Raw genomic sequence first — 8,150 nt, 5'->3', positions numbered from 1 at the left:
CCGCCAGAGCCGATGGTATTGCCGTAACAGGTGGGAGAGTAGGTCGGTGCCTTTTTTTACACGGAAGCCCTTGCTGGAAACAGTCAAGGGCTTCTTTTGTTTGGGTGCTTCCCTCGCGATGAGGAGCGTTACTGTCAGGGAAATACGTAGGAATATACTACTTTCGGAAATCCCGTTGACAGTTAGGCGCGAACCGCAACTCGACAAAGGCCATAGGAGCCTGTACTAATCAAGTCTTTGTTCCTCAGCCGTAATACATTTATGATTTTTATTAAGTAACTTTGCAGCGCAATGGGTACATTATTGGACAACGGAATTAAACCGTATAATCATTACGGCGCTTATTTAAAGCAAAAGTATAACGGACAGAAAGTTTTTAAAGTGATCGTGGATGGTAATTTTACTTGTCCCAATCGTGATGGTAGTAAGGGCTATGGCGGTTGTACTTACTGTAATGTGGATTCTTTTACACCGGATACTGCCCGTAAAATCCCTTCGATACGGGAGCAGGTGGAATCGGGCATTGAAAGAGCACGTAATAGCTATGGCGCTGAGAAATTTATCATTTATTTCCAGCCAAATACAAATACATATGCGCCGACTCATCTACTGAAAATGATGTTTGATGAGGCTTTAAGTATTGACCCCGAAAATACCTTAGGTCTTTCTGTGGGTACACGTCCTGATTGTTTGGATTTTGAAAAGATTGCATTGTTGGAGTCTTATACAGATCGTTACGATGTGGATTTGGAAATGGGGATGGAGTCTATTTATAATGATACTTTGGATAGAATCAACAGAGGATGTTCGCACGACGAATTCGTTAAGACGATGGAAATGCTAAAGGATACACCTTTGGAACTCTGTGTACATACGATTTTTGGTTTTCCATGGGAGACCGAGGAGATGATGTTGAAATATGCCGACGAGATTAATCGCTTCACGCAAATTAAGTTCGTGAAACTGCATCATTTACATATTGTGGAAGGCTCCATCATGGGCGTAAAATACAAGCGTGAGCCTTTTGAATTATTTTCTATGGAAGGCTATACGGATTTCTTGTCGAAATTTATACCACGTTTGCGTTCTGACCTGATTATTCAGCGTATTTTCGGTATTGCCGATAAGGAGCTGTTGATCGCGCCTAACTGGGGATTGCCGAAGTCAGGTATTCAGACCTATATCGACAAGGGGCTAGAGGCCCGGAAAGTAGTGCAAGGCAGTCTCTTTCAATGCAATTAATAGATTTCTCCGATGAAGAGTAGAGCATATAATTCCATAAAGATTGGAAAATGAGATATCATAAAATAAATACGGCTTCCATAGGAGGCCGTATTTATTTTATGATATCGCCTAAGGCAAATTATCCTTCGACAATGCTCTTTAGATCCGCTGGAGAATAATTAATGGATTTGAGTGTTTTATTATCAGCTGTTCTAAAGACTAAAAATTTCCCGTCAACTTCTTTATAGTAAGATTCTACTCCTTTCAGTTTGTAATGTTCTTGCGTGGCAATAGCTTCTGCTTCGTCTTTACATGCTTTACTCATGTTAGAGCGTTGTACTTCATCAAAAAGCGCTGAAAATTTATCTTTTAAACCAAATTCAAGAACAGCTCCAGCGAGGACGTACTGAATATCACATAAGGCGTCGGCAATTTCCACAAGATCTTTATCCTGGATAGCTTCCTCTAGTTCTTTTAATTCCTCAGCTATCAAAGAGACCCGCAGGGCACATCTTTGTTCGGAAGGAATCGTTGGTGTATCCAAGATCGGATGTTGGAATGTTTTATGGAATTCCGCTACGGATGAAAGTGTTTTTGGATCAGTCATATTCTTTTAATTTTTTGTACTCTCTTTTTATCAGGTGCAAATATAAAAAATAAAGGACGGGTAACTGAATGACCGTCCTTTATTTTATTTTTCAAATGAGATTTGATTAGATCAAGTGTTTTAATTGAACAATCTCTCTTTCTTCTAAATATCTCCAGCGCCCGCGTGGTAAATCTTTTTTCGTCAGGTTAGCATAAACCACACGATCCAACTTCACAATTTCATAACCAAGAGATTCAAAAATACGGCGTACAATACGATTTTTACCGGAGTGTATCTGAATACCTATTTCTCTTTTGGAACCTCCTTGTACATAGCTTAAATCATCAGGTTTGATAACACCATCTTCCAATTCAATACCAAAATTAATTTTGTTAAAATCTCCTTGAGTAAGGCTTTTGTTAAGTTCTACATTGTATATTTTGCTGATGCTGTTACGTGGATGGGAAAGTTTTTCCGCAAGGTTACCATCGTTTGTCATCAAAAGGAGCCCAGTTGTATTTCTGTCAAGACGGCCAACTGGATAAATTCGTTCTTTAGTAGCTTTAGAGACAAGCTCCATGACTGTATGACGCTCTTGTGGGTCATCCGTAGTGGTAATATAATCTTTTGGTTTATTCAGTAAAACATAAACCATTTTCTCTCGTTTTAAACGTTCGTTATTGTAACGGATTTCGTCCGTTGCTGGATCAACTTTAGTCCCTAATTCAGAAACAGGTTCTCCATTTACCCAAATTACTCCTGCAGCGATCAATTCGTCCGCTTTACGTCTCGAGCAGATACCGGCATTGGCGATATAACGATTTAAGCGAATTAAGCCGTCGTCTTCTGTTGAAGTTTCGGTTTTCTTTTTAGGACGCTTAATATATTGCTTCTCGTCGAAATTTTTATTTTCGTCAAAGTTTCTGCTTCGGTCACCATCAAATTTTCTATTGGATGGTTTATGGGGTCTGTCAAAACTTTTGTTGCGATCGTTTGAAGAGCGTTCATCTTTAACAAAACGTTTATACGAATCTCTTTTCTCGAATGAACCTTCTTTTCGGCCAAAAGATCGTGCTCCATCTTTCTTTTCGAAAGAACGCTCGGATTTGTCAAATTTATTGAAAGCGTCTTTTTTATCAAATGACCGGGATGAATCATTTCTGTCATTGCGTTTGAAGCTATCTCTCTTATCAAATGAGCCTTCTCTTCTGTCAAATGATCTAGATGAATCATTTCTGTCGGAGCGTTTGAAATTGTCTTTCTTGTCGAAAGAACGTTCAGATTTATCAAATTTGTTGAAGGAATCTCTTTTGTCGAAAGATCTTGACGAATCATTTTTGTCAAATGAACGGCCTCCTTTGTTGAAAGGTTTGTCTGAATTATCTTTTGAACGGAAGGAATTACTTTCTCCTCTATAGGAAGGTTTGTCTGCGTATTTATTAGATCCGAATGATCTGTTTTCGCGGTTATCATCTTTTCTGAAAGAACCTCTTTCAGATTGATCCTTTGAACCAAAGGATGATTTTTTACCGAAACTATTGTTTTTGTCGCCTCTAGATTTGAAGCTATCTGAGTTGCCCCGTGACTTTCTGGAGTTGTCATCACGACTGTTCCTTTTATTGCTGAATGGCATTGTGTTTTGCTAAAATGTGAACTGCAAAGTTAGGTATAATTTTGGGTTTTGCGAAAAAATCCTTATCTTTTTGTCTTTTCTTGCATTTTCGTGCTTTGGAGGCTAAAAAAATGCCCTTTGAGATAGCTAGAACGTAACTATTTGTTTTTTAAATAAATACTATTTATCTTTGTACCCTTGAATTTGAACCAAGCTATTTTTTGATCGAATTTACTCGTGGATAGGATAGCATTAAGGGAGTGAATGATAAGAAAGAAAGTATTATGTAGTAGTTTGATTTTGTTTGCTTTATTGCTGTCAAAATTATACTCAACCCCACACAACAACACTTCTGGTAGCGATAAGATCGTTGCAGCGAAGTTGGTCGAAACTCCAGCTCATCTTGGAGGCGACGAAGAGAAAAAAGAGAAAAATAATTCTTTTGAATCTTACCTGAGTTCATTGACGTTTGCTGATGATTCATTACCGATGGATCGTCCATTAGTGGAAAGCAAATTACGCAAGTTCTTCAGTAGATTTTCATTTAAAAAAACAGGGTCCTACGATATGCATAAAAAGGCGGAAACCTATTTGCCTAAAATTGCTAAGATCCTGAAATCACATGGTATTCCAGAAGATTTTAAGTACATCCCATTGGTGGAAAGCGGCCTAAGTAAGACTGTCGTTTCATCGAAAGGGGCTGGTGGTTATTGGCAATTTATGCCAGCAACGGCGCGCTTATATGGCCTGCGGGTCAATGGTGCAGTGGATGATCGAAAAGATCTTGTGAAATCCACACATGCAGCAGCACGTTACTTAAAATATCTTTACGCTCAATTCGGTAACTGGACTTTGGTGGCAGCCGCTTACAATGTCGGAGACGGGAGTTTAAAAGGTTCGATGAGAAGGCAAAAAAAGGATGATTACTTTGCTTTGAAATTGAACAATGAGACTGGATCTTATGTGTATAAATTGGTTTCCATGAAGGAAATTATCGAACATCCGCAGAAACATGGGTATTCGCGTTATGCGGACAAAGAAACCGAGACATTGGATAGAGAACCTAATATGCTCTAGACAAAGAAAAAACAAAATAAAAAAGGATTTCCCTATGGAGAAATCCTTTTTTTGTTAGTCTTATTTGACCAGAAAGTTGATCCATCCGACGGCAGACTTTATCCTTATCTTAGGTCGACAATATCAAATCCACTGTAGTTGCTTTTATTAAAAGTAAAAAAGCTGGATGCAATGGCCTTGTTTCCCTCCTGTGAGTTCAAGGTGTATGTATATCGGTTGCCGCTCTTATCAAAAATAGTTGTATCGTAGATCAAATTATTCGCTTTATTGATCCTTAATTTGATTTTGGAATAGTTTTTTTTACTATCAATAGGCTTCAGTTCCACAACACTCAAGCTTATTCCTTTTGCTTTTTCCGCATTAGCTAAAGTATAGTTAAAGCCCGAAGTATAGAATGTGAAAATATTGGTGGGGTTGATCTCATTTGTTGAGTTGCTGGCCTCCGATATTTCCACTTCTTTCTCTGCTTTCATGATATTCCATTGTGTTTGGGAATCTGAAATTAGAATTTGGTTTTTGGTATTGACATGGTATTTGTTATTTGCCTTGTCTAGATATATAGTGCCAGCATCACTATGTGAACTTCCGTTTACTTGTCTGATGTCCAAAGAGAAGCCAGCCTGTATGGTCTTGTATCCATTATATTTTTGACTGACTTTATTAAGTAACGCTTTTGCGTTATTTTGTGCATAACTGTATTGACTTGCTATAAGTAGCAAAAAGCTGAGCACGAATCCGGTTTGTTTTTTCATGTTAATTGTTTCTTAGCGTCTCCAAATACTGTTCTAATGAATATTCATCTGGATAAAGTACTTCACGTGCTTTACTCCCTTCAAATGGGCCGACAATTCCTGCGGCTTCCAATTGATCGATGATTCGTCCAGCCCTGTTATAACCCAATTTCAATTTACGTTGGATTAATGATGTAGAACCTTGTTGATGCATGACAATCAAACGAGCAGCTTCTTCAAACAATTGATCGCGATCTTTTGGATCAAAATCTACACTGCCTGAACCCTCTCCGTTTTCATCTACATATTCCGGAAGCATAAATGCCGATGGATAACCACGTTGTGCACCGATATAATCGGAAATCTGTTCAACTTCCGGTGTATCGACAAATGCACACTGAATACGTATCAAATCACTTCCAGTAGCCAGAAGCATGTCCCCGCGACCAATTAGCTGATCTGCTCCGCCGGTATCTAAGATCGTTCGCGAATCTACTTTTGATAACACACGGAAAGCAAGACGAGCAGGGAAGTTGGCTTTGATTGTACCTGTAATGATATTAACTGAAGGACGTTGGGTCGCAATGACCAAGTGAATTCCTACAGCACGGGCCAACTGGGCCAACCGCGCAATAGGGGTTTCTACTTCTTTTCCGGCAGTCATCATCAAATCGGCAAACTCATCAACAATAAGAACGATATATGGTAAGAATCGATGACCCTCCTCAGGGTTTAATCTGCGATTGATAAATTTTGCATTATATTCCTTTAAATTACGAACTTGTGCATTTTTCAACAGGTCGTATCGCTGATCCATTTCGATACAAAGGGAGTTTAGTGTATTGATTACCTTTTTTGTATCTGTAATGATCGCTTCCTCCTCATCGGGTAGCTTAGCCAAGAAATGGCGCTCAACCTTTTTGAATAGGGAAAGTTCCACTTTTTTAGGATCGACAAGCACAAATTTGAGTTCTGCTGGGTGCTTTTTATATAATAAGGATGTTAAAATCGCATTGATACCAACAGATTTACCCTGGCCTGTGGCTCCCGCAACCAGAAGGTGGGGCATCTTGGCTAAATCCGCAATATATACTTCATTAGAAATGGTTTTTCCCAATGCGATGGGAAGATCCATATCCGTTTTTTGGAATTTTTCAGTAGCCAATACAGAACGCATGGATACCATTTCTGGGCTTGAGTTAGGTACTTCAATACCGATAGTTCCTTTACCCGGCATTGGTGCGATAATCCGGATTCCGAGTGCCGCAAGACTTAAAGCAATGTCGTCTTCCAGATTTTTGATTTTTGATATCCGTACGCCGGGTTTCGGTATAATCTCATATAGGGTTACTGTAGGACCGATTGTTGCTTTTATACTTTCAATCTCAATGCTATAATTCCGAAGTGTATCAACAATTTTGTTTTTGTTTGCTTCAAGTTCATGTTGATTGATCGTTATTTTGCCTGTTCCGTAATCTCTGAGCAAGTCAAGTGTCGGATGTTGATATCCCGATAGATCTAATTTGGGATCATATTGACCAAATTGGGCAACAAGATCACTTGCTGTTATTTCCTTCTCTTCTTTAATGTCTTCGACAACCAATCCTGGGATTACAGCTACTTCAAGAGGAGGTTCTGGCTCCGCTTGTGGCGCAATCGTTATGCTCGGACTGGAATTCGCCTGAAGGTGTAGGTTATCTTCTTCATCTTCGTTATCATCCTCCGGTTGATCAATGGTGAAGCTAATTGATGGTGTATGTTCTGTGCGTTCCAGCGGGCTATCATCAAAGGTGAGGATAACCTTGTCCTTTGGATCTATTTGTACCTCTGGTATTGGATGATGCGTAAATGCGGGTCGCTCAAGCTCTTCTTTTAAATTATTCTCCCGACTGGATTGAAACCGTTCATTTATTGAAGTTGGCCGTTGGAAAGATTCTCTAACAGATTGTATTGAGTCATCTTCTACATGAACTTTGGTCCTTAAACTATTTGCGGAATAGGAATCTTCTACATCTTCATCCTCGAGATCCTCGGATAATGATTTGGACCTTCGATTGCTAAACAATACGAATTTAAAATCTAAATTGTACAAGAGTATCAATGTCGTCAGGTAAGCGAATGCTAAAATACAGCCTACACCCACAACACCGACCTGTGCCTCCAGTAATTTATTGGTCCAAAAACCAAATTTACCTTCTAACATGTGCGGTGTATCCGCCATAAAACCATGCATGAACCCCAATGTAACTGAAATAAAGACAATAGCTACAAATGAGTAAACTACAGTGCGGTATAATGGGAGTAGTGATTTTTTGAATAATAGCCGATAGCCCAAAATGAACAATACCGGGATAAAGAGGAAGGCGGCAACTCCAAACCATTCATACATAAACTGGTTGGCCAGTAATGCACCGAATTTCCCTAATTTATTGTCAACGACAGGTAGTTCGACAGTCTCATCATGAATTTCTTCGGAAGAACTAAAAAGGGTTCCCCAGCCGCCATTTGTTTTGGCGATATAACTTTGGTCATCTTCCCATGTAAAAAGATAGGAAACAAAAGCAGTGGCGAAGGCCAACGAAAGTACAATCAATAAAATCCCTAGAATTTTGACAGCCTTTTGCTGTGCATCTGAGTATTCTCTGGGGAAGTTGGTTTTTTGACTTTTTTCTTTTTTAAATGTTGCCGATTCTTTTGATGGGGCACGCTTGCCAGAAACTGAATTTCCTGCCTGCCTAAATGTATTTCCTTTATTTGACATTGAAAAGTTCACAATTATACTGCTTACAAACTTAGTTATTTTGATAGTATTTTGTAGATCATGAAGACTATTATTTTAAGTTTGTATTTTTTTCATAAACGAATAATTCCAGATAGGCTATTAAATGAATAATAGCAATGTATAACTAGCAAATAC

The 8,150-nt window shown here is 38.9% G+C and carries 6 protein-coding genes; 2 read left to right on the top strand and 4 right to left on the bottom strand.

The annotated features are described in order from the left end of the window. The first annotated feature begins 291 nt into the window (after positions 1-291). Positions 292-1,242, top strand: coding sequence for a TIGR01212 family radical SAM protein (locus D7322_RS27055; RefSeq protein ID WP_121127293.1), 951 nt, complete (start codon positions 292-294; stop codon positions 1,240-1,242). A 121-nt stretch (positions 1,243-1,363) separates the two neighbouring features. Here D7322_RS27055 and D7322_RS27050 read toward each other — a convergent pair whose 3' ends face one another. Both D7322_RS27050 and D7322_RS27045 read right to left on the bottom strand, forming a co-directional pair. Next, the gene (locus tag D7322_RS27050; protein ID WP_121127292.1) at positions 1,364-1,831 is read right to left on the bottom strand and encodes a pyrophosphohydrolase domain-containing protein; all 468 of its coding nucleotides are present in this window, start codon (positions 1,829-1,831) and stop codon (positions 1,364-1,366) included. Between the two features lie 106 nt (positions 1,832-1,937). Next, the gene (locus tag D7322_RS27045; RefSeq protein ID WP_121127291.1) at positions 1,938-3,446 is read right to left on the bottom strand and encodes a pseudouridine synthase; all 1,509 of its coding nucleotides are present in this window, start codon (positions 3,444-3,446) and stop codon (positions 1,938-1,940) included. A 243-nt stretch (positions 3,447-3,689) separates the two neighbouring features. Between D7322_RS27045 and D7322_RS27040 the strand changes: the two genes are divergently transcribed. After that, a complete protein-coding gene (locus tag D7322_RS27040; protein WP_121127290.1) occupies positions 3,690-4,502 on the top strand; it encodes a lytic transglycosylase domain-containing protein in 813 nt (270 codons plus the stop codon). A gap of 104 nt (positions 4,503-4,606) precedes the next feature. Here D7322_RS27040 and D7322_RS27035 read toward each other — a convergent pair whose 3' ends face one another. Together D7322_RS27035 and D7322_RS27030 are read right to left on the bottom strand one after the other, a co-directional pair. Next, complete coding sequence (locus D7322_RS27035) at positions 4,607-5,254, bottom strand: LolA family protein (protein WP_121127289.1); 648 nt, start codon at positions 5,252-5,254, stop codon at positions 4,607-4,609. A gap of 1 nt (position 5,255) precedes the next feature. Next, entirely contained in the window at positions 5,256-7,994 is a 2,739-nt protein-coding gene (locus tag D7322_RS27030) for an FtsK/SpoIIIE family DNA translocase (protein WP_121127288.1), read from the bottom strand. Between the last annotated feature and the right edge of the window lie 156 nt (positions 7,995-8,150).

The organism is Sphingobacterium puteale (assembly GCF_003627955.1).
In the GTDB taxonomy this organism is placed as follows: domain Bacteria; phylum Bacteroidota; class Bacteroidia; order Sphingobacteriales; family Sphingobacteriaceae; genus Sphingobacterium; species Sphingobacterium puteale.
Note: the sequence above shows the minus strand (reverse complement) of the source record. Positions and strands in the feature narration are given on the sequence as shown.

Excerpts from the sequence above, each read along its gene's own strand:
- D7322_RS27055 (WP_121127293.1), top strand. The coding sequence starts at position 292 with ATGGGTACATTATTGGACAACGGAATTAAACCGTATAATCATTACGGC.
- D7322_RS27050 (WP_121127292.1), bottom strand. The coding sequence starts at position 1,831 with ATGACTGATCCAAAAACACTTTCATCCGTAGCGGAATTCCATAAAACA.
- D7322_RS27045 (WP_121127291.1), bottom strand. The coding sequence starts at position 3,446 with ATGCCATTCAGCAATAAAAGGAACAGTCGTGATGACAACTCCAGAAAG.
- D7322_RS27040 (WP_121127290.1), top strand. The coding sequence starts at position 3,690 with ATGATAAGAAAGAAAGTATTATGTAGTAGTTTGATTTTGTTTGCTTTA.
- D7322_RS27035 (WP_121127289.1), bottom strand. The coding sequence starts at position 5,254 with ATGAAAAAACAAACCGGATTCGTGCTCAGCTTTTTGCTACTTATAGCA.
- D7322_RS27030 (WP_121127288.1), bottom strand. The coding sequence starts at position 7,994 with ATGTCAAATAAAGGAAATACATTTAGGCAGGCAGGAAATTCAGTTTCT.